Source organism: Pleurocapsa sp. FMAR1 (assembly GCF_963665995.1).
In the GTDB taxonomy this organism is placed as follows: domain Bacteria; phylum Cyanobacteriota; class Cyanobacteriia; order Cyanobacteriales; family Xenococcaceae; genus Waterburya.
In genome coordinates, this window is the sequence record NZ_OY762512.1 from 1,305,795 (window position 1) to 1,332,007 (window position 26,213).

The following is a 26,213-nucleotide window of genomic DNA, read 5'->3' on the forward strand; positions in this document are numbered from 1 at the left end:
TATCTAGATTTAAAGGCTAAAACAATGAAAGACACTGCCCAGAATCAATCTGTAGTCATCATGGCGGGAATGCACCGTTCTGGTAGTTCTTTGACCGCATCCCTATTACAAAACGCAGGAATATACATTGGCGATCGCCTAATGGGAGCTACAGAAGCAAATCCCAAAGGTTATTTTGAAGATTGGGACTTTGTAGATTTTCATGCAAATGTATTGAGATCCCAAGGAATTGCTGATGAAGGATGGACTAAAGAGAATCAAATCAAAGTTCAGCAGCAGTATATGCTTACGGCTCGAAATTTGATTCTAGGAAGAAAAGAACATTCGATTTGGGGCTGGAAAGATCCTCGTACCACTTTATTTTTAGACTTTTGGGCACGGTTAATTCCCGATGCCAAATATATCTTTGTTTATCGTTCACCTTGGGAAGTTGTAGACTCCTTATTTCGTCGGGGTGACGTTATTTTTCGGACAAATCCTAATTTTGCTGTTCAGCAGTGGTGTAATTATAATCAAGCAGTTTTAAATTTTTATCAACAGCACCAAGAGCGATCTTTTTTAATCGGCATTGAAAGCATCATTCAGAATTCAGATGGCTTTATTGATTTAGTCAAGCAAAAATTTTCGTTAAAATTGCGATCGCCAGAATCTCTTTACGAACCAGCTTTATTTAATGCTAATAGTAACATTCACTATCGCCAGGCTTTAATTACTGAGTTCTTTCCCGAAGCAATAGATCTATATGCTCAACTACAACAAGCAGATAAAAGCAGTTCAGCCCCCGTGGCACATCAGTCGATAGACTTAACTTGTAAATCATGGATTTTGCAAGATTGGAGTGATTTAAAAGGAACAACAAGAGAAAAAGGCAATCTAGAAACAGAGCTAACAGAAACTCACCAAAAACTCCACTCAGCCCAGGTCGAACAAGCTCAGGTTCAACATCAGTTAAACTTAAACACAGAACAACTAACAGAGACTCAACAGCAACTACAGGCAACTCAAACAGAGCTAACAGAAACTCACCAAAAGCTCCATTCAGCCCAGGTAGAACAAGCTCAAGCGCAGCATCAGTTAAACTTAACTACAGAACAACTAACAGAGACTCAACAGCAACTACAGTCAACTCAACTAGAGCTAACAGAAACTCAACAGCAGCTACAATCAGCCCAGGTAGAACAAGTTCAAGCGCAGCATCAGTTAAACTTAACCACAGAACAACTAACAGAAACTCAACAGCAGCTACAATCAGCCCAGGTAGAACAAGTTCAAGCGCAGCATCAGTTAAACTTAACCACAGAACAACTAACAGAAACTCAACAGCAACTACAGTCAACTCAACTAGAGCTAACAGAAACTCAACAGCAGCTACAATCAGCCCAGGTAGAACAAGTTCAAGCGCAGCATCAGTTAAACTTAACTACAGAACAACTAACAGAGACTCAACAGCAGCTACAGTCAACTCAACCAGAGCTAGAACAAGCAAAGATAATAGAAGTCCAGGTAGTCCGACAACAAGTTGAAGAACAGTTAAATCAAGCTCAAAAACAGCTACAGATATCTCAAATGCAGGCGGAGCAGTTTAAGAGTTTGGTTGTAGCAATGGAAAGTAGTAAATTTTGGAAGTTGAGAAGATTGTGGTTTGATTGGAAACAAAAAACCAATCTGGGTGCAACAGATATTGTTTATCAAAATTATCTTTTCTCTTTAAACAAAGCTGCTCAAATCCCAACTGCTGTTGCGAATGTAAATGTAAATGTAAATACAGATATTCCCATAAGCGGGGATCCTAAATATCAAGTTTGGCTAGAGCGCAATTACCCTGGGCATAATGAGTTAAAAAAAATCAAAGAAAAAAGTTTGGCATTGGCTTACAAGCCTTTGATCAGCGTGATTGTGCCAGTCTATAATCCTGAAGAAAAGTTCTTACGCCAGGCGATCGCCTCAGTAATTGAACAGGCTTATTCTAATTGGGAATTGTGTTTAGCTGATGACTGTTCAACTAAACCTTATGTCAGATCGATTTTAGAAGAATATGCAGCACAAGATGAGCGGATCAAAGTCGTTTTTCGCTCAGAAAACGGTCATATTTGTCATACTTCTAATTCTGCCTTGGAAATAGCTACAGGAGAATATATTGCCCTATTAGATCACGATGACCTATTGCCACCCCATGCTCTAGCCAGAGTTGCGGAACTACTAAATGAACATCCAGAGGCCGACTTTATCTATTCTGATGAAGACAAGATAGACGATAACCATATCTATCAAAGTCCCTTTTTTAAGCCAGATTGGTGTCCCGATTCATTTCTGGCGCGGATGTATACTTGCCATTTAGGAGTTTACAGGCGATCGCTTGTTCAGTCAGTTGGTAATTTTCGAGTCGGCTTTGAAGGTAGCCAAGATTACGATCTGGTGTTGCGGATAACTGAAAAAACTAATAATATCTTTCACATACCCGATATTCTTTATCACTGGCGGATTCATCTTCAGTCTACTGCCTCAGATTCTAACGCTAAACCCTACGCTGCTGATGCTGCTAAAAAGGCGATCGCCGAAGCAATTGAACGACGGGGAGAGCCAGGTAAAATTAAGACTCAGGTAAGTTTTCCAGGGGTGTATCAGGTTCGCTATCAGATCAAAGAACAAAAGTTAGTCAGTATAATTATTCCTACCAAAGATTTAGCGGACACCTTAGACGTTTGCCTAAAGTCTATTTTTGCTCAAACGACCTATTCCAACTATGAAGTTGTTGTAATCGACAACAATAGCACTGAGGCAAAGACTGCTCAATGTCTGGCAGATTGGCAAAAGCAACAGCCGCAACGTTTTCGCTCTATTCCCTATCACGTGCCGTTTAATTATTCTCAGATCAATAACTATGCCGTCCAACAGGTGAAAGGGGACTATCTGCTGTTTCTCAATAACGACATAGAAGTAATCACCAAGGGCTGGTTAACAGCCATGGTAGAACAGGCACAAAGAAAGTCTATTGGGGCAGTAGGTAGCCTGCTGCTTTACCCTGATGACACTATCCAGCACGCGGGTGTAGTGGTGGGCTTAGGTGGTGTGGCAGGACATAGCCATAAACATCTGCATATTTCTCAGCCTGGCTATATGTTTCAGGTAGTTTCTACCAACAATTATTCGGCGGTTACTGGAGCGTGTTTAATGTGTCGGCGAGAAGTATTTGCAGAAGTGCAGGGGTTTGAAGAAGATCTGGCGATCGCCTTTAATGATGTTGATTTTTGTCTTAAAATTGCCAAGCTAGGTTACAACAACATTTATCTGCCCCACGTAGTTTTATACCACTATGAGTCCAAAAGTCGGGGATATGAAAACACCCCTGAAAAACAGGCTCGCTTTGCCAAAGAGGTCAATTACATGAAGCAAAAATGGCAAAAGGTTTGTCTGCACGACCCTTGCTATAGCCCTAATTTGACTAAAGATTACGAGAACTACAGCATTAATGTTTAAGCAGCCAGACTCTTGACCATATTTAACAGTTTTCCCTCAAATAAAATTTTATCTAAACGTTTAGCTCCTAATTTTAACCTATAACCTGATAACCTATAACTAGTACAAATAACTTGACTATACCTGTTATAGGTTAAAGGTTATAGATTAGAGAGAGAGTCACAGTGGCAAACTTGATTAAGCTCGCTTACGTATTTTACGAGATGGAATTTTTGAGCAGTCTACTTTAGCTACCAGTTTACTTAAAGGCAGGATGCGAATGCGACCATCCATTGTATTAGCTTGATAAACCTTATGATGATTCAAGTCTAAAGCAGTCATCCAGCCGCTTTTATGATGATATGCTCCTGTCTCAATACCTAGCCATCCTCTACCTGCTGCAATCTGTCCTGCCTGCACTCCAGGCAAGGTGAAGGTAATAGTATGACCAGTAATTATTAGTTTTTTAGGAAAAAAGGCTTGATCGCTACTATGAAAGTCTTCTCTAATCCAGCAAAATTGATCGGCACCTTGTTGGGGCAAAGGAACATTAGGATCGACTCCTGCGTGAACTAGCCAGTAATCACCCAAATCTAAGTATAAGGGTAGACTCTTGATCCAGTCGATATGCTCTTGAGGAATTTTGCTATCGTAGCTAGCTACCGTAGAATGACCACCACTGTATAACCAGCCTTGATACAGATCGATAGATACTTCTCCACGACCAACTACATCGAGCAGCATTTCTTCGTGGTTGCCTCTCAAGCAAGTGTATTGATTGCGCATTACAAAATCCACAACCTGAGCGCTTTTGGGACCGCGATCGATTAAATCACCCAAAAAATACACTTTGTCTTCACTAGTAGGTGAAATAGAGTCTAGTAATGCAATTAAAGCGTCATAGTGTCCATGTACGTCACCAATGACAATTCGGCGATTTGTGGTCATGTTGGCTGTTCTAAGGATGTGCATCCTAAAATTACTTTTTGCGACTCAAAGGTTCTACTGATGATAAAAGTAAATTGTCAACTTATTAATAAGTATTCTCTAATAATTATCAATAATGTGTATATCGAATGGTTAATGTTTATTTCTAACAAATAAACATATCGGCAATCAAGAAAATTAACCCTACTAAAGTATAGGAGGACAATGACTAAACGAGTAGTCTCATCTGGGGCAATGACCAAAATAAAAATTCGGCAACAGCCATCTAAACCCGCTTGGCTCGATTAGGCGATCGCTAATCTTTAGATGTAATTTTATTAGATCATTCCCGTTGTGAACGCAAGACAGCAGGAGTGGCAATTAACATAATGTTTCGCTATCCTCTCGATCATCGATTAGCCCGTTAGTCAACGGCGATCGCCAAACAAGAATTAGAGCATTTTGAAGTGGATCAGTGGTTAAAAAAATGTTATATTCCCTTTGCATCTCTAAATTCTCTTTAGTTAGAACTGTAATGTAAGTTTGCCATGAGTTGATGTAAAACACATTTTTGGATATGAAAACAAAAGTGATCGATCACTGGGCGTGGAATAGCGGTACGACCCTGCGGATTGAGCGAGAGAGAGGCTTCTGGTTAAGAAGCATCTCTCGCTCGTGAAAATCCGCCCACTAGAATCCATAATTTAAACCTTTTGCCTTTGCCAAACATGAGGAAAGCTAAACAACCATTGACTATTGGTTGGCGAGAAATTCTATCGTTGCCAGCGTTAAATGTCGCTCGCCTCAAAGCCAAAATTGATACAGGAGCGCGCACTTCTGCCCTGCACGCTTTTAATTGCCAGGAATTTAAACTAGAAGGCAGAGCGATGATTCGCTTTGAGATTCATCCTGTGCAGCGTAATAATAAAAAAACTGTATTGGCTGAGGCGCAATTATTAGAATATCGTCAAGTACGTAGTTCGGGAGGACACGCGCAAACTAGACCCGTCATTCTTACTGATGTAAGACTGGGTGAACAACAATGGCAAATAGAACTAACTTTAACCAACCGTGATGTGATGGGATTTCGGATGCTATTAGGTAGACAAGCTGTACGCGATCGCTTTTTAGTCAATCCTGGTAAATCCTATTTACAAAGTGACAACCACGAACATTCATAATTTAATAAAAAAACAAGCAAATGAAAATTGCTATTTTGTCTCAAGATGGTTCTTTATACTCCACTAGAAGATTAAGAGAAGCTGGAGAAGAACAAGGTCACCAAATGCGGATCATTCCCTATTTGCGTTGCTATATGAATATTACATCTAGTCGTCCTGGTATCATTTTTAACGGCAATCCTTTAGAAAATTTTGATGCCATCATTCCTCGTATTGGTGCATCAAGAACCTTTTACGGTACTGCTGTAGTCAGACAATTTGAAGTTATGGGGGTATTTAGCTGCAACGAATCCCAGGCAATCTCCCGTAGTCGTGATAAGCTGCGCTGTTTGCAAATTCTCGCCAAGGAAGGGATTGGGCTGCCGATAACTGGTTTTGCCCATGCAACCCAAGACATAGATGGTTTGATCGAAACAGTAGGAGGCGCACCATTAGTAATCAAACTTTTGGAAGGAACTCAAGGAATTGGAGTAGTCTTAGCCGAAACCTATCAGGCTGCTAAGTCTGTGATTGAAGCTTTTAGAGGATTAGATGCCAATATCTTAGTCCAAGAATATATTAAAGAAGCTGGAGGGGCGGATCTACGTTGCTTTGTAATTGGAGGCAAAGTGATTGCAGCCATGAAGCGTCAGGGGGTAAAAGGCGAATTTCGCTCTAATCTCCACCGAGGCGGAAAAGCAGAAAAGATACAGCTTTCTGAGGAGGAGGAAGCAACGGCACTTAGAGCAGCTAAAGCCATGGGTTTAAATGTCGCTGGGGTTGACTTACTCCGCTCAAATCATGGACCTGTACTGATGGAAGTAAATTCTTCACCTGGTTTAGAAGGAATTGAAAAGGCTACAGGTATAGATGTAGCGGGGGAAGTTATTAACTACATTGTCAAAAATGCAGCTAATGCAGATACCAAAGATAATATTAAATACTAATAGTGTTTAAGTCAAAAATTTGACAATTATATTTTTGTGATCGACTGATACTTTATCATTTTTTTTGGGCAATATATAACTAGCTTATAAACTGGCTCATATGCTTGGAAAGACAACTATCTTTTTTTGTAAAATTAAAAGTTACATACTGGTAGGAAAATCTCTCGATGGCTGAAAGAGTTCAAAAAGTTTTGTCCCAATGGGGTATTGCCTCGCGACGCAAAGCAGAAAAAATGATTTTAGCAGGTAGAATCCAGGTCAACGGTCAAATAGCTAAAGTAGGAGACAAAGTCGATCTAGCTACGGATAGCTTATATGTAGATGGAAAGCCTATTAAAATGGCCGACCGCCCTCAATTAATTTATTTACTATTGAATAAACCACCAGGAGTAGTCTGTACTTGTTCTGACCCTCACAATCGCTCTACCGTCATTGATTTATTACCTGCAAAACTAAAACAGGGAACAGGAATTCATCCAGTAGGTAGATTGGATTTTGCCTCTAGTGGTGCTTTGATTTTGACTAATGATGGCGAGTTAACTCTCAGTTTGACTCACCCCCGTTACCATTTACCCAAGACTTATGTTGTCGAATTGGATCGTTCTCCAAGGCAAAAAGACTTGGCTTTGTGGCGTAAGGGAATTATATTAGATGACAGAAAAACTTTGCCTGCCAAAATTAAACAGATAGAGCATAATCAACCACAAAAAATCATAGAGATAATTTTAACAGAAGGAAGAAATCGCCAAATACGTCGTGTAGCCGAACAACTTGGTTATCAAGTACAAAAGCTACACCGCACAGCAATTGGTTCGATAACTTTAAAATCTTTGGGCAACGTAGAACTTCCTCAAGGAAAATGTAGACATTTAGAACAAGCTGAAATCAACTTTCTTAAAAATTCGTTAAACTTAGAATCCTCAATAGCTGCACAGTCTGGGAGCGCAGTGATATGACCAACAATAATCTTAATGCCGAGCAACAAAAGCAACTTCAAGAAATTGGTATTAAACTACATAATCTTCGTGTGGCTAAAAATATCTCTCTAGATACTGTAGCAGCTAATACCAGAATTGGTAAACGGCTTTTGTTAGCTATCGAGGCTGGGGATCTAGAAGAATTGCCTGAAGCTTTTTATATTCAAGCCTTGGTCGCCAAATTTGCTCGGGAGATTGATGCTGAGGGAGTAAATTTTGTTGTTCCACCATCTGCCGACTCAAACGTGGTAGATACTGCTAGTCCTAAAGCCACTCGTCGATACGGGTTTAATTTTCAATTGCGATCGCTTCATTTATACTTACTTTACGTTTTTTTGGTAGTTGTATCCGTTAAAGGGATCACGATGCTGGTAGAACGTCCAGTAATTATCAATCAAACACCTAAAGAACAGCCTACTTTGGATGCTGAAGTGACGCAATCTGCCAATCCTCTCAAAACAGAGAAGCCTCAATCTGTTCCTCAATTTGTTTCTCAATCGAGTGATTCCAATTCAGTCAGCGTCGGTATTAATTTACAAGAGCGTTGCTGGCTCAAAGTTATGGTAGATGGCAAACTTGCTTTTGAGGGGACTTTACCCCAGGGTACACAGCGTCAATGGACTGGCAAAAAAGAAGTGACAATTAAAGCAGGTAATGCAGGAGGGGTAGCTATTAGCTTTAATAACGAACAGCAAAAGGTTTTGGGCGCACCTGGAGAAGTAGAAGAGATTACCTATACGGTTAATTAGATAAGTAGTTGGACAAAATTAAATTTAACGTTGATGCTTAAAGTCAAAGGTCAGGAAGTTGATAACTACCTTTGTCAATCGGATTTAGTATAACTATCCCTCTCTAAAAGCTTTATTTTAGAGAGGGATGCTTTTTGCAGCCATGTCAAACAAATCCAAATCATTTAGATTACAGAGGTTTTATGCCCAAGCTAAAGCTAAATTTAGCATTACCGCCTCCTAATATTTTGGTATTGGTGTCTATAGCCTCAACTCAACTAGGTTCGGCATTCGCCAAAACTATCATTCAAGAAATAGGTTCAACAACTACAGTGCTGTTACGAGTTGGCTTAGGTGCGATCGCTTTATTACTGTTGCAAAGACCTCAGCTAAAAGGTTATACCCGTGCCAACTATTTACTCATGATTTTGTTTGGCTTGAGCATGGCAGCCATGAATCTAAGCTTTTATGGGGCAATCGAGCGTATTCCTTTAGGTATTGCCGTTACTTTAGAATTTATCGGACCTTTAGGCGTTGCTTGCGCTAATTCCCGTAGAATTTTGGACTTGCTCTGGATATTTTTCGCAGGAGTAGGAATTTTCTTATTAGCTCCAGTACAAGGATCTTCTCTCGATCCCCTTGGTGTGGCTTTAGCTTTCTCGGCAGCATTTTTTTGGGGCGCCTATATTCTGCTTTCTGCCAAAATAGGTAAAGTGTTTGCTGATGTAAATGGACTAGGGCTAATGTCGGCAGTTTTGATGGTAGGAACATTAGCACTTTTACCATTGAGTATCTTATCTGGAGGTTTGACCAGACTAGAACCCAAGTTTTTAGCAATAGGAATGGTAGTAGCAATTCTCTCCTCGGCAATTCCTTATACTTTTGAACTTGAAGCACTTAAAAAACTTCCTATTCGTGTATTTGGGGTGCTGATGAGTTTAGAACCTGCGATCGCTACTTTTTTGGGCTTTATTATTCTGCGAGAAAAACTAGAGCTTCGCGCCCTTGTTGCCATTACACTAGTTAGTTTCGCTTCGGTTGGAGCTTCCGCTTTTGAAAAACGTTCTCGTTTGAAGTAAAAACTGTTCAACTTTTTCAATTCATTGTTCTATGGCAAACATTAAACTGCCTGCTTTAGAGATAATAATCTCTATTCAGTGATTATCATTATGTTTATTCTTAGAGAAAACAATATTAAACAAACAGATAATTATGAATACAGCAGCTACAAAAATCGCCTTTGACTATATTAATCTTGATTCTTTACCTGACGTATGGAAGATAGCAGCCGAAAAGTTTGGCAATACTGTCGCGTTGCAAGATCCCCACGCTAAACCAGAAGTTATTATCACTTATCAACAGTTACATCAGCAGATTCAGCAGTTTGCTAATGGCTTACAGGCTTTAGATATTCAGCCTCAAGAAAAGATAGCTTTGTTTGCCGATAATAGCCCCCGTTGGTTTATTGCCGACCAGGGAATTATGATGGCAGGGGCGGTAGATGTGGTGCGCTCTTCTGGAGCAGAACAGCAAGAACTAACATATATTTTAGAAAATAGCGATAGTAAGAGCCTAGTGGTCGAGAATTTGAAAACTTTAGACAAGTTACGCTCGAACTTGGCAGATTTACCTATTAAGCTAGTTGTTTTGTTAAGCGACGAGACACCAGACAATGAACAGCAGATTAAAATTATTAACTTTCCGCAGTTGATGGAATTGGGCAAAGATACACAGCTAAAGCCTGTTGAGCAAAATAAAGACACTTTGGCAACCTTACTTTACACTTCTGGCACTACAGGAAAACCCAAGGGAGTAATGCTAAGTCATGGCAATTTATTGCATCAGGTCAACTACATTAAAACTGTATTTCAACCTCAACCAGGGGACATAACTCTTTCTATTTTACCTAGCTGGCACGCTTACGAACGGGCTGGGGAATATTTTTTCATAACTCATGGGACAACACAAATTTACACCAGTATTCGTTACTTTAAGCAAGATTTGAAAAAATTTAAGCCTACCTATATGGTTGGTGTACCTCGTCTTTGGGAATCGCTATACGATGGTGTGCAAAAGCTTTTAGGTGAGCAATCAAAGTCGCAACAAAAGTTAGTTAAATTCTTTCTTAAGCAGTCAGAAAAATACATCATGGCAAAACGAATTGCCGAGGATACCAGCCTAGAACATTTTAAGGCTTCTGCTACAGAGCGATCGCTTGCCAAATTTAAAGCAGCTTCTCTCTATCCTGTTCACGCTTTGGCAGACAAACTTGTTTATCACAAAATTCGCGCTGGCGTGGGTAATATTAAGGCTGTATGTAGCGGTGGTGGTTCTTTGGCTAAATATCTCGATGATTTTTATCAAACCGTAGGTATTGATGTCTTTGTCGGCTATGGATTAACCGAAACTTCGCCGATTACAAATGCTCGTACTCCTAAACATAATGTCAGAGGTTCAGCAGGACAACCTTTACCAGAAACGGAAATCAAAATTGTTGACCCCGAAACTCGCCAAAAATTGCCCCAGGGAGAAACGGGATCGGTTTTAATTCGTGGCGCTCAAGTAATGCAGGGCTATTATGAAAACCCCGAAGCCACAGCCAAGGCAATTGATGCCGAAGGCTGGTTTGATAGTGGTGACTTGGGCTGGCTGTCTCCCTATGATGATTTGGTGCTTACAGGGCGTTCCAAAGATACTATTGTCTTGAGCAATGGCGAAAATATTGAACCTCAGCCTATCGAAGATGCCTGTGTCCGTAGCGTTTATATCGATCAAATTATGCTAGTTGGTCAGGATCAGCGAGCTTTGGGGGCGTTAATCGTACCTAACTTAGAAACCCTGCAACAGTGGATCACAGAACAAAAATTAGACTTACAGCTTCCGAATCAAAGTAGTTTATCTGAACCAGCGATCGCCAATTTATACCGTAATGAGTTAAACCGTGAGGTCAAAAATCGCCCAGGTTATCGCTCAGATGACCGTATTGGCGATTTTCGCTTTGTTATCGAGCCTTTTTCTCAGGCTAATGGCACTATGACCCAGACTTTCAAAGTCAAGCGTCCTGTTGTTAGGGATAAATATCAAAGTTTAATCGACGAAATGTTTACTAATTAATATAGTAATATAGCTGTCTTATCTTGAAGAATTTCCCCAAAAACAATCTAAAAGTAATTTTTTAAGGTACAACTAAAAAGATTAAAAATTCAGGAATAAAACTTAGCTAGACTAAGAAACTGCCTTTAATATTTAAGCTGCAATCAAAATTTAAGAATTTAAGGAGTCAAAATCATGGATTACACAAATGCTAGCTTGCTTTTAAAACGTCCTGTCACCATTAAAGCAATAGTAACGGCTCAGTGGAAAGAAGAAGTAAATCAACAGTTACAACAGCAATTAACTCAGCTAGACCAGCAAATGCAGCAGTTAGAAATGCAGGGCAAAAGAACAATTGAAGAGATTTCTAAGCAAGCCCAAGATCCTGCTAATCTTCAGATGAAAAAACAGGTAGAAAATATTCAGGGGCAAGTCAATCAAAAAAAAGCAGAGATGCTAGAAAAGAAAAATAACTTTTTGCAGCAGCTACAGCAGATTCAGCTATTAGATTTAGACCAAGAGGTAGTTCAAGCTCAAATGGAAAGCTTTTTTCGTCTAGAAAAAGGCGATAACCTAGTTAGAAAACTAAACGTAGAGGTTGTACTACGAGATGGAGTAGTTGAAGACATTAGAGGCGATCTATAAACAATGATCAACCTCGACAGTTTACTCAACGGGTCATAGACCCGCAACGTAACTGTCTCGCAATTACCAATTACCAATTACCAATAAATGATCAATGACTAATAAATGATGAATAGCCAACAAAACCTTTACTTCATAAAACAAAATAAGATGATAGTGAAAGCAGCCAGAAAATTAAACTTTTCTAAAGACTCTTGTTTTCAATAGACGATACCCTGAAAATTAAGAAAGAGAATTGGTACGTATTGAGGAAGCAAGTTGAGTAATAAAGCGATCGCCCGTCGCCCTGCAAGAGTTATATGTTTAGGGGAAATATTGTTTGATTGTCTTGCTGACGAGCTAGGAAAGTCGATGTCTGAAGTCACATCTTGGACTCCTTATCCAGGAGGCGCACCTGCAAATGTTGCCTGCGCCTTGACTAAGTTGGGAACTCCTTCGGCTTTTGTGGGCTGCGTAGGCAAAGATGCTGAGGGTGAAGAACTAGTTCAATTGCTTCAGTCTATAGGAGTTAATACTTCTGGCATTCAATATAGTGAGCAAGCTCCTACTCGACAAGTATACGTCACTCGTACCGCTCAAGGCGATCGCACTTTTGCTGGCTTTGGAGACAAGAAAGCAGATCGCTTTGCCGATGCCTATCTGCAAGCTCAACATTTACCCCCAAAATTATTCTTAGAGGCTGAATATTTAGTTTTAGGTACTTTAGAATTAGCTTATCCCCAAACTAGAGCAGCCGTATTTCGCGCTTTAGAATTGGCAGAAGAATATCACCTCAAGATTGTTCTAGATGTTAATTGGCGACCGATGTTTTGGCTCGATGAACAAGAGGCACTGCCTTTGATCGAAGAACTGTGGCAATATGTGGACTTTCTCAAGCTGGCTGAGGAAGAAGCCCAATGGTTGTTTGACACGGCTGATGCAGGGGCAATTTCTGCTCGTCTTAGCTCGGTTGAAGGGGTTCTAGTCAGCAATGGTGATGCTGAAGTTAGCTACTGCATCAGTGACAATGAAGGGACTGTAAAACCAATAAAGGTATCAGTTAAAGATACTACTGGAGCAGGAGATGCTTTTTTGGCTGGCTTTATTCATCAATTGTGTTTGCAAGGTATGCAAAAGCTAAATAGTCCCCAGGTTGCTCAAGAAATCGTGCGCTACGCCTGTGCCGTTGGGGGATTGACTGCTACCAAATCAGGAGCGATCGCTGCTCAACCCAGCGCACAAGAAGTAGAGGCTCTTCTACAAAAAATATAGGCTTGACAGCTAAATAAAAAGGCTTACAAACTAGTAGGTGCAGCAACCTTTAATTTTTCGAGTAATATTCTTTGCAGCCAATACTGCGCCATCGCCATTAATCCCAGACGAGCGATCGCTTTTTGAGGAGTTTCGCGCTTTACCAATCCCAAAAAACGACATTCTGCCAAAAAAACTTCGACTGTTTTAGCCAAATTAAAAGCTAATTTAAGCCAATCGTTTGATTTTGAGGCAAAAGCATCGCTCACCATGAGCAACTGACGCAACAGGCTATATTCTGCTTCTTGGATGAACCATAAGTTTTGCTTTTCATCTAACCAAGATATAGTTTGGGGTTTTTCCAACTGCCAACCTACATGACTAAAACTTTCGTCTTTAAGAGCGATTAATCTTTCTCTAGCTGCTAAACGTAATAGAGAGCAACAACGAGCATGAACATATTGTATAGAAAACAATTCTGCCGTAGTTTGCTCTAACTGATAATTTTCCGAACCAATTGGGGGATAATCTTGACTAGTCTGGCTATTATTCAACAAAGCCAATGATTTCTCTAGCCAGCTTGCCAAAGCTCGATCTAAATAAAAATTGATCCAACCAGAGTTAATTATTTCGACTTTTAACTCTAAATAGGATTCGGACACAAAATTATTTTGCTCAAAAACTGATAAACGTAGCAAATTTTCGGCAATTATTTGTGCAGGAAGTAAAAAGTAGGGAGCTAAGACAAAAGTAATAGGACAGCTATAGGCAATTGACGTTGATTGTGATTTGGAGAAAAACCGCTCCCCCTGGTTTTTTGATAATAATTTCCTATGAGTAGGTTGGAAAAGAACAATTTTGCGCTCAAGGATGGTAGAAATAAATTTAAGATCGAGCTGTACTTTTGTTTGTTGCTGATATAGATCGAGGGTTTGCAGTAATTCTTGTTTTAATAACTTTTTGATCGAAATAGATGTTTTTTCCTTGGTAAATCGAAGTTTAAAAAACTTATGTGAAAAAGTGTTTTTTGATACATTGTTATCCATGTAAAATCAAATATGCCTTAATGTTCTACTTTGACTCCCACTATGGAATTTTCTGAACACTCGTCCGAGAAATCTTGTCCAAGTTTAGCTTGGCAAAATGTTGTTGACTGGGCGCAAAGCCATTATCGCGATCGCATTTTTCGTAAAGACGAACAAATTCCCACACGTCCACAATTAATTTACTTGGTAAATAAAGGTGCAGTACGTTTAATTAGTGAAATTCAAACTCAGCACCATGATAATTCGACCATTGAACCACCAAAAACCGATGAGGACTCAGAAGAAGTTTTTTTAGGTTTTGTTGGTGCCAAGAAACCCTTTGAGATTCTAACTCAATCTTCTTTTAAGGTTCATGCCTATGCTCACGTCGATCGGACTCAGGTTGCGTGGCTATATTGGCAAGATTTAGACAATTGGTCTGATTTTCGCCAAGAAATATACGAAGCTTTTCGCTATCAGCACCAACGTAAACTACTATGGCTTAGTGCTTTGGGTCAAAGAAGAACCATAGATCGTCTGACCAGTTTTTTGACTTTGTTAGCAGAAGAATATGGTCACGACAACGAGCAAAGCTACTGTTTACCTTACACTCTTACCCATGCTCAAATAGGTAGTGCGATCGGCTCTACAAGGGTCACTGTAACTAGATTAATGGGTAAGTTACGTCGGCAAGGAATAATTTCAATTAAAAAGGATAATTCTATTTGCGTCAATATTTTTGAAACTATAGAACAATAGTTTAACGTGAACGATATCAATTTTTCATATATTTCTTAACTTATTATTTATAATAATTATCAAAAAATAGACTAAATTAACGATCTTATTAGAAGAAATTAACAAATTAAATTAGTGTAAATGTAAAAAATATCTTAAGATTGACAAGTAAGAAGTTTAACCGCAAAATGCGGTCAGCGCAGCCAAAGCCGTTTTCCCTCAATTAATTTAATTCCGTCAAGCGGAATAACCAGGGCAAGCGTCGGTGTATCGCTGGCTTTCTTAAAAACTTAATATTTGACACAGATATAAATTTAGGAGAATATATATGGCGCTCGTACCCATGCGTTTGCTTTTAGAACACGCGGCTGAGAATGGTTATGGTATTCCTGCCTACAACGTTAATAATATGGAGCAAATCATCTCCATTATGGAAGCTGCTAACGAAGCTGATAGCCCTGTAATTCTACAGGCTTCTCGTGGCGCTCGCAAATATGCTGGAGAAAATTTTCTACGTCACCTAGTATTAGCAGCAGCAGAAAGCTATCCTCATCTTCCTATTGCTATGCACCAGGATCACGGAAATAGCCCCGCGACTTGCTATTCGGCGATTCGCAATGGTTTTACTAGCGTCATGATGGATGGCTCTTTAGAAGCAGATGCTAAAACTCCCGCTAGCTTTGAATACAATGTCAACGTAACAGCAGAAGTAGTCAAAGTGGCTCACGCTGTTGGTGCTAGTGTTGAAGGTGAACTTGGTTGTTTAGGTTCACTAGAAACTGGTAAAGGCGAAGCAGAAGATGGTCATGGTTTTGAAGGCGCTCTCAGCAAAGAGCAGCTATTGACCGATCCTGATGAAGCAGTAGAATTTGTAGAACGCACTCAAGTAGATGCTTTGGCTGTAGCTATTGGTACTAGCCACGGTGCCTATAAGTTTACTCGCAAGCCTACTGGCGAAATTCTGGCTATTAGCAGAATTGAAGAAATTCACCGTCGTCTACCTAACGTTCACATCGTCATGCACGGTTCTTCTTCCGTACCTAAGGAGTGGATCGACATTATTAACGCTAATGGTGGTAATATTCCTGAAACCTATGGTGTACCCGTAGAGGAAATTCAAAAAGGTATCAAGAGTGGTGTACGTAAAGTAAACATCGATACGGATAATCGTTTAGCAATCACTGCCGCTATCCGTGAAGCAGCTTATAAAGATCCTGCTAACTTTGACCCCCGTCACTTCCTCAAGCCTTCTATTGCCTACATGAAAACTGTATGCCTCAGACGTTATGAAGCTTTTGGTACTGCTGGTAACGCTAGTAAAATCAAGCAGGTTTCGCTTGAAGATTACGCTGCTAAATACGCTAAAGGCGAGTTGTCTACTAGCAATAAAAAAGCTGTTTCCGTTTAGATTTAGTTAGACGAATCGACAATCTAAATTAAATTTGAAGCAGAATGAGTAGCAATAAACAGCTACTCATTTTTTTTGTCTGATTGTCTCTCTTTTGTGTTTAAGGTTGGAGTAGCATTGTTAACAGAGTGGGCAAAAAGCAAAAAGGTAAAACCGCATTTCCAGAAAAAGCTTTGCCCACCAAATAAAAAAAAGGGTCTTGCAATAACTCTAATTACTACATAAACCCCTCTAATAAATCACCGTTTGTTTCATTAAACCGTTGCTGCTGCTTCTTTTTTTGCCGATCCTTGCGTTCCTAGCTGAATCAATTCAATTTTGTAGCCGTCTGGATCTTCTACAAAAGCAATTACGGTACTACCGTGTTTCATTGGCCCTGGTTCTCGGCTAACCTTACCGCCTTGAGCTTTAATGCGATCGCAAGTACCATATATATCATCAACTCCCAGGGCAATATGTCCGTAACCTTTGCCCAGGTCATATTCTTCTACGCCCCAGTTATAGGTAAGTTCAATGACGGTGTTGTCTTTCTCTTCGCCATAGCCCACAAAGGCCAAGGTAAATTCTCCTCCTGGGTAGTCTTTGCGTCGCAAAAGCTTCATGCCCAAAATATCGCAATAAAACTTAATAGATTTGTCTAAATCTCCGACCCTGAGCATTGTGTGTAGCATACGCATATTTTTAATTCTCCTTTTTAATCAAATAAGCTATTTATTTACATTGCTTGTGGAACAATAGTTCAATCCACTTAATATAAAACTATCTAAAATTCGGCGATCGTGGCAAAAATCTTTCTATAGAAGGAAGTGAATATCCATAAATCAAGTTAGTTTATTGACTTATTTTATTCAACTTAAACTGCTCCAACTATTGTTTATTGTTACTTGTTTGTATTTCTGGTGTCGTAGCCATACCAGCATTTAAAATTAAAAAATGACTAAATCTATTGACCAACCTCCTAATCCCGAACCCGAAAAGCCAAATCCCGTGAAGCGATTGATATATAAACTAAAATCATCCCCAAAAAAAGTAGCAACAGGGGCAATTGCGATCGCAGCTTTTGGTAGTTTAGGCTATTGGGGGACGCAAGTGTTAGTTAAAAAGAAATTACCGCCGTTTCTAGAAAGTCAAATTGGTAAGTTTATTCAACGTCCCATTGACTTGGGTGAAGTTAAAGGCTTTTCTCTGGGTGGAATAGAGTTTGGCAAAACGGTTATTCCTGCTACTGCTAGCGATCCTGACAAAGTAGAAGTAGAGGGGGTTAAGGTCGGATTTAATATCTTTCCTGTTTTATTTCGCCGTACCTTGCCTATAGACGTGGCTTTAATTCACCCTAATATTTATTTGGAACAAGACAAGGATGGGCAATGGATTAATCTAGATTTTCTCAATAAAGATAAAAAAAAGCTCCCAATTTATTTTGATGTGGATTTAGATGTTGACCAAGCCGACATTACCGCCGTACCTTACAAGCAAAATCCTCTCAAGGCGCAGCTAGACGGTAGCGGAAGATTTAATCAAAAGCAAGAAATTCTGACTTATGATTTAGATGCAGGAATTGAAAAGGCAAAAGCGACTATAAAAGGTGAAACTAAGTTAAAAACTGTCACAACCGATACAAAAGTGCTGGTTAAAGACTTAGCTTTAGCTGATGTTGCTACTCTTTTACCTAATTCCCCTGTAAAACTTAACAGCGGTTTACTTAATGCCAACTTAGATATTAATATTCCTTCCTGGTCAGAGATTAATACCGCCAACGTCAAAGGAATGGTCAATCTGCAAAACGTGGAGGGGAAAGCTACCGATTTAAATGCCCCTGTTTCAGCAGAATCTAAACTAAACTTTAGTGGTCGTAATGCTGATGTTAAGCAAACTCAAGCTAGTCTGGGTGACATTACTGCCCAGGTAGGAGGAAAGGTTAACTTAGATAGTGGCTATAACCTGAACTTAAATGTCTTGCCTTTTCAGTTAGCTAGTATACCTAGTAATCTTATTAAACAAGTACCTGTCGATTTAGCAGGAGAAGTAGAAGCACAGGTTAAAGTGCGGGGTGCGATTAAAGATCCTCAACTGATGGGAAATATTAATAATACTCAACCTGTAAGAATAGATAAAACTTCCTTTAAACAAATAAATGCTGACTTCCAGGCTAATCTAGATCAGGTTGTTCTAAACAATGTACAGATAAATCCTGTGGCGGGAGGGAACGTTACCGCTAAAGGTACGATTGAAACAAATCTGAGACAGGCTTTAGAAAACAATAAGGCTATAGACGCAATTAAAATGCCTTTGGATTTTAGTTTTCAAGCAAATTTACCAACTCAGGAATTAGTTACCCCTTATTATCAACTGCCTGAAAAAGTTGCAGTGGGTAATCTTAGGGCAAAAGGACAGGTAAACGGCACGGTAGATAATCCTAATGCCCTAGTTAACTGGAGTATACCCCAAGCCAACGTCAATAATTTAGAGGATATTGCAGGATCGGGAGAACTAGCTTTTGCCAACAATAAATTATCTCTGCGGGATACGGAAATTACCTATGGTGATGGCAAGGTCGATGTAGAGGCGGATGCTAATTTAGACAATAAGCAGTGGCAAGCAAGCTTAGATGCCAACTCACTGAATTTAACGCCTTTTCTGGCACAGGTTAAGAACCCTAACCTGAACTTAAATCGTCCCGTGGCGGTTAATACCGCTAAAGCTAATTTTAATGGCAGATTAGATCGGCTTGATTTAGAGAAGATTAACGGTACGGCTGATTTAAACTTAAATGTTGACGGTGGCGATGTTGTAGTCAACAGTCAGCTAAATTCGGGTAATGTCAAAGCTAAGGCAGTTACTAATAATATCCAGCTAGATCGTTTTGTAACTAGTTTACCTGTTGCTGCCTCTGTGCAGTCAGGGACAGTAAATGCCTCTGGTAAATTGAAACAATTGCTGGCATTTAAAGATAACCCTAATTTAAGTAGTGTTAAAGCCGATGCAGATTTAAATTTAAGCGTTGATGGCGAAGCAGTAGCGGTTAATAGTCAGATAGATTCAGGTAGAGTTCTGGCAAATGCTAACACCAGTCAGATTAACTTAAACCGCATTGTCCCTAATTTACCAATTCCCGCCAACATAAGATCTAGTCAGGTGAGGGCTTCTGGGGAATTAAAACAGCTATTAACCTTTGCCAAAAACCCTGACTTAAGTACTGTAGATGCCCGTGTTAATGCGGATTTAGGTGTGGCTGACGGCACAGTAAAAGCGATCGCAAGTCTCCAAAACAACCAGTGGCAGGCAAACGTCAACGCGACGGATGTTAATTCTCAATTACTGATAAATAAGTTTGCCCCTAAAAAGTTTACTTCGGTAGAACTAGATAACGTAAATGCCCAGGCGGATTTGTCAGGAGACATCAAGCCTGTACTCAACAAAGATATTAATGTTCCTGTGGCGATAAACAACTTTACCGCTAATTCTGGCGCGCAAAATATTGATGCCAAGGGGAATTTAACCCTGTCCAACGTTACCAGTAATTTAGACATTGCCAAGACTAACCTTGATGTTCGGGCTAACCTCGACTTTGATCGGCTACCTATCGATCAGGTAATTGCTGCTGCTAGCCAAAATGATCAGTTGATTGCTGAAAACGTCAATGTTGCGGGAAAAGCCGCTTTTAACGGACAATTTCAAGGAAAACAGCTAATTTCTGCCCCTAGCGTTCCAGGCAATATTAATCTAACAGGAGATTTACAGTTACAGAATTTCGCCTTTAATGACATTGCCTTCGATCCTGTGATGGCGGGTAGAGTTAATGTCGAGACAGGTAAGGAAATCGCTCTTAATCTTAAAGGTGAACAGGATGTAATTGCTGCTAGTGCTGTTCCCTGTACCGCTAGTGACTGTAAACTGCCCTACTTACCTAATAGCTTAGAATTACGTCAGGGAGAAGATACAGATAACCCAGTAATCGCTACAGGCGATCGCAACGGTGATATATTTTCTCTAGATATTAATAATTTCCCCCTCGCCTTACTCAATCTTGCCCCCGCTAAAGCAGCAGGAATTGACGGGGCTTTGCAGGGTAAAACTTCAGGGAAAATTGCTCTCAATCTTTATACCTTAGCAACCAAAGGTAATATTGCAATTAATAAGCCAGGGGTAGGCTATATTCAGGCAAAACAGCTTGATGCTAATTTCGACTACGATCCAGCTAAAAATATTGCTAAGTTAACAAATTCTTCTCTGGAGTTAGGCAAAAGTCAATACAACCTCAACGCTGCTTTAAATCTAAAGTCGGGGGCAATTGACGGGAAGTTAGATATTCCCCAAGCTTACATTCAAGATGCTTTGACTACTCTGCGCTGGTTTACGATTGCAGACGTGACCGACTTATTTAATATTCCCGATTATGGTGAAGCTGCTGTGGTTAAACCTGCCCCAGATAAAGAAACCGTCGATCAATCAATCGCCCGTAAACTAAATCAGTTACGTAATGTAAATAAAAAAATTCAGGCAAATGCAGCCGCAAAAGAAACAGGCAATGTTCCTACAGAATTAAATATTGAGGGTAAATATGTGGGGCAAATAACTTTAGGCGGAACGATTCAAACACCTAAAGCAAACTTTAACGTAGAAGGAGATAACTGGCAGTGGCAAACCATTCCAGCCTATCCCAATATAGTTCCTCCTTTGGGTCTAGTGATCGAAGAGTCGCAAGCTATAGATATACCCAAACTGTCAGTCGCAGGAAATCTACTAGGAACAACGGTAGATTTAGATGAAGCAAAAATACAGGTGCAAGAAGCGGTTTTATCTTTAAAAGGTAAGCTATCTCCAGGACAAGAAGATGCTACATTTGCGGTCAACAATTTAACCGTAGATAATATTGGTAATTTTGTTAAGATTCCCGTGGATATAGCAGGAGAAATTAATGCCACAGGCACAATTAAAGGCACGCCTAAAAATCCTCAGCTAGCAGGAAAAGTTGCTTTTACAGATGGAGCGTTTAACGGCAACGTCTTACCTGAAAAGCTAGCGGGAGATTTTGACTACGACGGTAGCAAACTAGCATTTAATACTACTGCACCTGAATCAATTCGCGTAGAAGCCAGCGTCCCCTATCCGATTATCCCTGGTAAAAGCGATCGCCTTACAGCTAAAGCCGATGTAGACAAAGAAGCATTTGTCTTTTTAGGTGCCTTTAGCCAGAATTACTTAAACTGGATTGGTGGCGATGGAAATGCCAAATTAAATGCTAATGCCCGCCTAGACTTAAACAAAAAAGGCATCATTTATGATTTGGATGCCAAAGGAGTAGTTAACCTCAAAGATGCTAATGTCGCGGTAGAAACGCCTTTCTTTACTGAACCATTTGTCGGTACAGGTAAAATTACCATAAATAATCAGATAGTTAACGTTGAGAATTTAGACGCTACCTTTGCCCAAAAAGATTTATCCGTTACGGGTAAGCTACCGATTCTTACCGCAGTTAATAACTTAGACAAGCCCCTAACTATCAATCTTCCCGAAGGCGATATTGATATTAGAAAGTTATATAAAGGCGGAGTCGAAGGCAAAGTTACAGTTACAGGAGCATCTTTAGAACCTGTAATAGGCGGAAAAGTTACTTTAGAAGATGGTAAGGTATCTCTTCCTAAAACGGAAGCTCCTACCCAAGAGGAAACCGTTCAATTAACCAAAAGCAAGGTTAGCAATACGGTTTCAGGCGCAAAGGCACTGTCTACTCAAGGAAATAATCAACAACCCACTGCTGCTAAATCCTCTGGTTTTGTTACCGCCCTAAACAACCTCAAGGTCAACCTCAAAGACTTCAGCTTTGAACAAAATCCTGTATATGAATTCAAACTCGATGGTGGTTTAACTCTTAATGGTACGGTTGATAAACCGAGTAACATTATTCCCAAAGGAACTTTAACGTTGACTCGCGCCGACGTAAACTTATTTAGCAATAAATTTGATTTAGATCGTAGTCGAGAAAATACGATAATTTTTACCCCAGGTGCTGGAGTATTCGATCCTGCCCTTGATATTATTTTAGTAACCGAAGTTGAAGATATTAAGCAACAACAATTTAATAGTTTACGTTCAGTTGATGCTAACTCTAATGAAATAGACGATCCACTTTCACAAGGTAATGACAGCGAAACTATTAGAATTAGTTTGGTAATTGATGGCGAAACCGCAGAAATATTACCAAACTTGGCTGAGAACAGCACCGACTGTAGTACTAGTACTGTTCGTCCTAACGATGCTCCTTTAGTTGAAAACAAAAAATACTATAGTCAAACAGAACTAAATCAATTAACAAAATGTTTTAACAACGTGTCCCTAACGGGTGGCGATCGCAACTTAATTAATTCTCCAGCAGTACAATTGACGAGCATTCCTTCTCTGAGTCAAGGAGAAATTGTCAGTTTGTTGAGCGGTCGATTCATAGATTTTGCTAGCAATTTGGGTCAAGGCAACGATAGTCAATCGCAATTATTTAATATGGGAGTGAACACGTTTATAGTTACTCCTCTCTTAAACAACGTGTTATACAAAATAGATGATACAACAGTAAAATTGGGTAAAAAAATTGGTTTAGATTATTTAACTCTGTATCCCAATTTAGAAGGTATTTATAACATTAATCGAAATTCATCGCTGCGTTCTACCTACAATTACACATTTAACGAAGTCAGGGTGGAGTACCAAAAAAGTTTTTAATGACGTTGTTAATTTACAGTCCGAGACTACTGAAAATATTCGTGGCTTTTATATTCTTGCTTAGAGACTAAACCAATTTCGGAATCTAGTAGAGAGATAGTTTAATATCGATTTAATCCACTTTCAATATAGTCGAATGCAGATTAAACTTTCTCTTTCTCCTGGCGCAGTTGTTAGGTATTTAATGATCGCAGTTGTTTTCTTTACTGTTGTAAGCACGGGAATTCAAATTGCCAAGTATGTTTTCGACTATCGTCAGGATTGGATGAGTCTGTGGAATCTAGATAGAGAGTTAAATTTCCCAAGCTGGTTTTCTACTTTTATGATTGGCTTTTGCTCAATTTTGCTCAAGATTATTGCCACAGGCAAAAAAGAACAGGGCGATCGCTATACTAAAGACTGGCAGTTATTATCCTTAATTTTTTTCTGGATGGCGATCGATGAATTAGTGAGTATTCACGAGATTCTCATTATTCCTCAACTCAGCGATGATCTCCATCTTCCTTGGTTTCTTCATTCCCTATGGGTTATTCCTGGGATGGTTTTTGTTGCCTGGTTTGCCAGACGCTACATTAGATTCGTGCGCCATTTACCACCAAAAACTAAAAAACACTTTGTGTCCGCAGCCTGTGTCTATATTGGTGGTGCATTAGTTATGGAAATGGTGGGTAGTTATTTTGCTGAATTACAAGGACAACAACATTTGACCTATGCTTTAGTTGCTACGGTTGAGGAGTTGATGGAGATGGTTGGCATGGTGATGTTTATCTATGGTTTACTTTATTATCTGGGTGAATGGGCAAAAACCTTAGATCTGCGAATTGATATTTTGAATCTGTAGAGAACTATTAGACCTCTTACACGAATCAGAAATATTGGTTAAGAATGAGGTTTTTTGCCAGAGGTCAGAGGTCAGAAATTCAAATAATATGTTCAACGGCAATTCTTAATCGATTTAATTGACGATTATATTGTTTTTGTTCTTTGGTTATTTTTTTAACTTTTTGCTTCTTGATTGGAGTTTGGCTCAGAAGATAAATTTTAGCGATTCCTTAATATCCTTTGTCTGCTTAATTGACTACTCTTGGTATGGTTCAAACTGCGATTTTTCTGCACTAGCACTACATTGAGGACGTGACCAATCATCGGCAATATCGCGCTTTGGGCGTGCCAGGTTCGATTCCCGAGTCGGGATCGCAAATGTAATTGTAGTTGTCACAAAAATACTATAAAACTTAACCAATCTTTAGGATAAATTTTTCTAAGCTTTAGTAACATACTAATAACACCTCAATTTAAGTGCTTATAAAAAGGATTCAAAAAAGATGAAGGAAAATTTAGCAAATACTAACTTAACCGAGCTTTCAGTACCTGCAATCGACTTATTTGAAGACCTGCAAGAGGGGCTACTGACAAATGACATAATTTCTACTGACGAGGTTCGGCAAATAGAATCTGCTGTTGTAGACCTTACACCCCGTCCTAGCCCTGGTCGAATTGTTGGGACATTAGAGGACGATCTTCTCACTGGAACCCCCCAGAGCGACCAAATTTTTGCCCTGGATGGCAACGATATTGTGATTGCTCTGTCTGGCAGCGATCGCATTTTTGGCGGCTCTGGGGCTGACTTGATTGTGGCTGGAGGAGGAAACGACTTTATTGACGGTGAGGCGGGAAATGACCAAATCTTTGGTGACGCAGGCAACGACGACATCAAAGGTGGCGGTGGAGTTGACGTGATTAATGGTGGTGGCGGTAGCGATCTGATCAGCGGAAACCAAGGGGGCGATCGAATCTCTGGAGAAGCTGGCAATGACATCATCAATGGCAATGGCGGACAAGACATTCTCAACGGTGGAAATGACGCAGATATTATTTCTGGCGGCGGCGACAATGACCGCGCTTTTGGAGGTGCTGGCAACGATGACATATTTGGTGACGGTGGTAACGATGCCCTTAATGGTGATGCTGGAGACGATTTAGTTGAAGGCGGGGCTGGCAATGATACCGTCTTTGGCGGTACGAATAATGATACCGTAGCTGGAGGCAATGGTGCAGATGAAGTTATTGGTGGTGCAGGTGATGATTCGCTGTCTGGGGGGAGCGGAAACGATACGCTGATTGGTGTCGATCCTTTTGTTGGTGCTTTCGGGTTTGGTAGTGGCGAACTCGATACTCTAGACGGTGGTGCTGAAAATGACACTTTTGTTTTAGGAGAAGGCGATCGCGTCTATTACCTGGGCGAAGGAAATGATGACTTTGCTTTAATTACTGATTTTGAAAGCCAAGACACTATTCAACTTCCAGAAGCTTTCAACTCTACCAATAATGTGGCTACTGAAATTGATGATGCGGGTCAGAGTCTTGCTACTGCCCAAGTAATTTCTGGTGGAACTGAGGCGCTAGATAGAATTACAGGAACTATTGCTTCTGAAAATGATGTCGATCTGTTCCAAATCGACATAACTGGCGGGGGGAATTTTTCTGCTACTACCGTCGGTGGGGCTGATTTTGATACTCAGTTGTTTCTGTTTGATGGAGATGGCTTTTCGGTGCTGGAAAACGACGATGATGGAGGGCTTCAATCGACAATTTCAGATGATTTCGCTCCGCTAACTCCTGGCACTTACTTCTTAGCTATTTCTAGCTTTGATAACGATCCAACTGGCTCTCCTCTAGATGGTTTCACAGGCAATGGAGGTTCGACTGGAAATTATACCATCGACTTAACTGGAGTTGAAGCTGACTCTAGTGAAATAGAAGCGGTTTCTGCGTTTAGTTTGGGAGCGTCCCCTGCTGCACTTCCCCCAGGAACGGCAATAAGTTTTGAAGATGACCTAATTGCTATCGTGCAAGGGGTTTCACCTTCAGACTTAAGTTTAAACGGCGACGACTTTGCTTTTGCTTAAACACTTTTTTTCTGAGAATTTAAGCAACTTCCAATAGAACAGGATTTAGATACATAAATCTTGATGAGAGCGTTTCACGAAATGCCTCTACACACAATTCTTACTTATTAGAACTCTTGCAAAAGTTTTTTAGGATATGGTCGAGGGTTTATTTTTTTATATTAGACCTCCTGCAAAAATAAATTAGAAATCAAAATTAATCCTTTTTACCGAGTCCCTAAACTCGATCAAGGCTTATCGGACTTATGCAAGA

20 protein-coding genes and 1 pseudogene are annotated in these 26,213 nt (G+C 40.0%); 14 read left to right on the forward strand and 7 right to left on the reverse strand.

From position 1 onward, the window contains the following. Nucleotides 1–24 precede the first annotated feature (24 nt). Entirely contained in the window at nucleotides 25–3,477 is a 3,453-nt protein-coding gene (locus SLP02_RS06390) for a glycosyltransferase (protein ID WP_319419821.1), read from the forward strand. A 177-nt stretch (nucleotides 3,478–3,654) separates the two neighbouring features. Here SLP02_RS06390 and SLP02_RS06395 read toward each other — a convergent pair whose 3' ends face one another. Together SLP02_RS06395 and SLP02_RS06400 are read right to left on the reverse strand one after the other, a co-directional pair. Then, nucleotides 3,655–4,404, reverse strand: coding sequence for a metallophosphoesterase family protein (locus SLP02_RS06395; protein WP_319419822.1), 750 nt, complete (start codon nucleotides 4,402–4,404; stop codon nucleotides 3,655–3,657). A gap of 360 nt (nucleotides 4,405–4,764) precedes the next feature. Further along, nucleotides 4,765–4,950 carry a hypothetical protein gene (locus SLP02_RS06400; RefSeq protein WP_319419823.1) on the reverse strand — a complete coding sequence of 62 codons (186 nt, stop codon included), beginning with the start codon at nucleotides 4,948–4,950 and terminating at the stop codon, nucleotides 4,765–4,767. 161 nt (nucleotides 4,951–5,111) lie between these two features. On the opposite strand from SLP02_RS06400, the gene SLP02_RS06405 reads away from it, so the two are divergent. The 7 genes from SLP02_RS06405 (at nucleotide 5,112) to SLP02_RS06435 (ending at nucleotide 11,933) form a co-directional block, all read left to right on the forward strand. After that, complete coding sequence (locus SLP02_RS06405; protein WP_319419824.1) at nucleotides 5,112–5,564, forward strand: ATP-dependent zinc protease family protein; 453 nt, start codon at nucleotides 5,112–5,114, stop codon at nucleotides 5,562–5,564. Between the two features lie 20 nt (nucleotides 5,565–5,584). Next, a complete protein-coding gene (gene rimK, locus SLP02_RS06410; protein WP_319419825.1) occupies nucleotides 5,585–6,490 on the forward strand; it encodes a 30S ribosomal protein S6--L-glutamate ligase in 906 nt (301 codons plus the stop codon). A 167-nt stretch (nucleotides 6,491–6,657) separates the two neighbouring features. Next, a complete protein-coding gene (locus SLP02_RS06415; RefSeq protein WP_319419826.1) occupies nucleotides 6,658–7,446 on the forward strand; it encodes a pseudouridine synthase in 789 nt (262 codons plus the stop codon). Next, nucleotides 7,443–8,216 (forward strand): helix-turn-helix domain-containing protein, encoded by a 774-nt coding sequence (locus tag SLP02_RS06420; protein WP_319419827.1) that lies wholly within the window; start codon nucleotides 7,443–7,445, stop codon nucleotides 8,214–8,216. Before SLP02_RS06415 ends, SLP02_RS06420 begins: the two co-directional genes overlap by 4 nt. A gap of 182 nt (nucleotides 8,217–8,398) precedes the next feature. Next, nucleotides 8,399–9,274 (forward strand): EamA family transporter, encoded by an 876-nt coding sequence (locus SLP02_RS06425; protein ID WP_319419828.1) that lies wholly within the window; start codon nucleotides 8,399–8,401, stop codon nucleotides 9,272–9,274. Between the two features lie 133 nt (nucleotides 9,275–9,407). Then, complete coding sequence (locus SLP02_RS06430; protein ID WP_319419829.1) at nucleotides 9,408–11,309, forward strand: AMP-dependent synthetase/ligase; 1,902 nt, start codon at nucleotides 9,408–9,410, stop codon at nucleotides 11,307–11,309. Nucleotides 11,310–11,483: 174 nt separating this feature from the next. Next, nucleotides 11,484–11,933: a YlqD family protein gene (locus SLP02_RS06435; protein ID WP_319419830.1), complete on the forward strand. Its 450-nt coding sequence runs from the start codon at nucleotides 11,484–11,486 to the stop codon at nucleotides 11,931–11,933. Between the two features lie 200 nt (nucleotides 11,934–12,133). Here the strand turns inward: SLP02_RS06435 and SLP02_RS06440 are convergent, their stop codons facing one another. Further along, a complete protein-coding gene (locus SLP02_RS06440; RefSeq protein WP_319419831.1) occupies nucleotides 12,134–12,298 on the reverse strand; it encodes a hypothetical protein in 165 nt (54 codons plus the stop codon). On the opposite strand from SLP02_RS06440, the gene SLP02_RS06445 reads away from it, so the two are divergent. Further along, nucleotides 12,285–13,184, forward strand: coding sequence for a carbohydrate kinase family protein (locus tag SLP02_RS06445; protein ID WP_319419832.1), 900 nt, complete (start codon nucleotides 12,285–12,287; stop codon nucleotides 13,182–13,184). The genes SLP02_RS06440 and SLP02_RS06445 overlap by 14 nt on opposite strands. 23 nt (nucleotides 13,185–13,207) lie before the next feature. Here SLP02_RS06445 and SLP02_RS06450 read toward each other — a convergent pair whose 3' ends face one another. Next, nucleotides 13,208–14,209 (reverse strand): DALR anticodon-binding domain-containing protein, encoded by a 1,002-nt coding sequence (locus SLP02_RS06450; RefSeq protein ID WP_319419833.1) that lies wholly within the window; start codon nucleotides 14,207–14,209, stop codon nucleotides 13,208–13,210. Between the two features lie 42 nt (nucleotides 14,210–14,251). Here SLP02_RS06450 and SLP02_RS06455 point away from each other — a divergent pair, with 42 nt between their 5' ends. Both SLP02_RS06455 and fba read left to right on the forward strand, forming a co-directional pair. Next, nucleotides 14,252–14,947, forward strand: coding sequence for a Crp/Fnr family transcriptional regulator (locus tag SLP02_RS06455; RefSeq protein WP_319419834.1), 696 nt, complete (start codon nucleotides 14,252–14,254; stop codon nucleotides 14,945–14,947). 307 nt (nucleotides 14,948–15,254) lie between these two features. Next, nucleotides 15,255–16,334: a class II fructose-bisphosphate aldolase gene (gene fba, locus SLP02_RS06460; RefSeq protein ID WP_319419835.1), complete on the forward strand. Its 1,080-nt coding sequence runs from the start codon at nucleotides 15,255–15,257 to the stop codon at nucleotides 16,332–16,334. Nucleotides 16,335–16,588: 254 nt separating this feature from the next. On the opposite strand, the gene gloA is transcribed toward fba, so the two are convergent. After that, nucleotides 16,589–17,011: a lactoylglutathione lyase gene (gene gloA / locus SLP02_RS06465; RefSeq protein WP_319419836.1), complete on the reverse strand. Its 423-nt coding sequence runs from the start codon at nucleotides 17,009–17,011 to the stop codon at nucleotides 16,589–16,591. A gap of 256 nt (nucleotides 17,012–17,267) precedes the next feature. Here gloA and SLP02_RS06470 point away from each other — a divergent pair, with 256 nt between their 5' ends. Further along, nucleotides 17,268–23,051, forward strand: a complete 5,784-nt coding sequence (locus SLP02_RS06470; RefSeq protein WP_319419837.1) for a translocation/assembly module TamB domain-containing protein — start codon at nucleotides 17,268–17,270, stop codon at nucleotides 23,049–23,051. Between the two features lie 136 nt (nucleotides 23,052–23,187). After that, nucleotides 23,188–23,892 (forward strand): hypothetical protein, encoded by a 705-nt coding sequence (locus SLP02_RS06475; protein WP_319419838.1) that lies wholly within the window; start codon nucleotides 23,188–23,190, stop codon nucleotides 23,890–23,892. Nucleotides 23,893–23,977: 85 nt separating this feature from the next. On the opposite strand, the pseudogene SLP02_RS06480 reads toward SLP02_RS06475, so the two are convergent. Beyond that, nucleotides 23,978–24,121 (reverse strand): annotated as a pseudogene (locus SLP02_RS06480) (transposase family protein); the annotation flags it as partial. 8 nt (nucleotides 24,122–24,129) lie between these two features. After that, on the reverse strand, nucleotides 24,130–24,270 hold the full coding sequence (locus SLP02_RS06485; RefSeq protein ID WP_319419839.1) for a hypothetical protein: 141 nt from the start codon (nucleotides 24,268–24,270) through the stop codon (nucleotides 24,130–24,132). Nucleotides 24,271–24,376: 106 nt separating this feature from the next. On the opposite strand from SLP02_RS06485, the gene SLP02_RS06490 reads away from it, so the two are divergent. Next, nucleotides 24,377–25,960, forward strand: a complete 1,584-nt coding sequence (locus tag SLP02_RS06490) for a DVUA0089 family protein (protein ID WP_319419840.1) — start codon at nucleotides 24,377–24,379, stop codon at nucleotides 25,958–25,960. The last annotated feature ends 253 nt before the right edge of the window (nucleotides 25,961–26,213 follow it).